This is a genomic window from Candidatus Thermoplasmatota archaeon (assembly GCA_022848865.1).
In the GTDB taxonomy this organism is placed as follows: Archaea; Thermoplasmatota; Thermoplasmata; order RBG-16-68-12; family JAGMCJ01; genus JAGMCJ01.
Genome location: JAJISE010000128.1, coordinates 1 through 518, shown reverse-complemented (window position 1 = coordinate 518; position 518 = coordinate 1). Strand labels below are relative to the sequence as shown.

General features: G+C 53.9%; 1 protein-coding gene. It reads right to left on the bottom strand.

Features of this window, described 5'->3' with window-relative positions; all coding sequences use genetic code 11:
- Nucleotides 1–518, bottom strand: a 518-nt coding sequence (locus LN415_10015; GenBank protein ID MCJ2557407.1) for a hypothetical protein, incomplete at both ends; no start/stop codon positions are given.

Here is a 518-nt window from a genome sequence, read left to right as displayed (position 1 = left end):
ATTGATCAGGTTGATCAAGACTCGACGCATCTTCTCTTGGTCAAAAGAGACCATGGGGAGTCCGGGAGACAGCCCGCGAACCAGAGTCACCTGTCCGGGGATTGATATCTGATCCAGCACTTCTTCCAGCCAGGGATTAAGCTCTCCCTCAACCACCTTGGATAGCCGCCCCCGGGTGTATTCCAATAGCTCGTCGACGATTGCATCGCAATGACCCACCTGTTCCTCAATTCTTTTCAAATGCTTTGTACTCTTCTCGCCAATGTCGCTTAACTTGCTTTCAAGGTAGAAAGCCGAACTGCGGATCACTCCTAAAGGGCTGCGCAATTCGTGGCTTACTATAGCTGTAATCTGTCCCAGGACGGATAGCCGCTCCTTCTTGACCAGTTCCTCCTGGGTGCCCCGAAGTTCTTTGGTGCGCTGTTCGACCATCTCTTCCAACTGCTCTGAGTATTCCTTTAGCGCCTCCGCCGCTCTGTTGCGTTCCCTCTCGCTCCGCCTCAGCCGCTGCGTCCCCA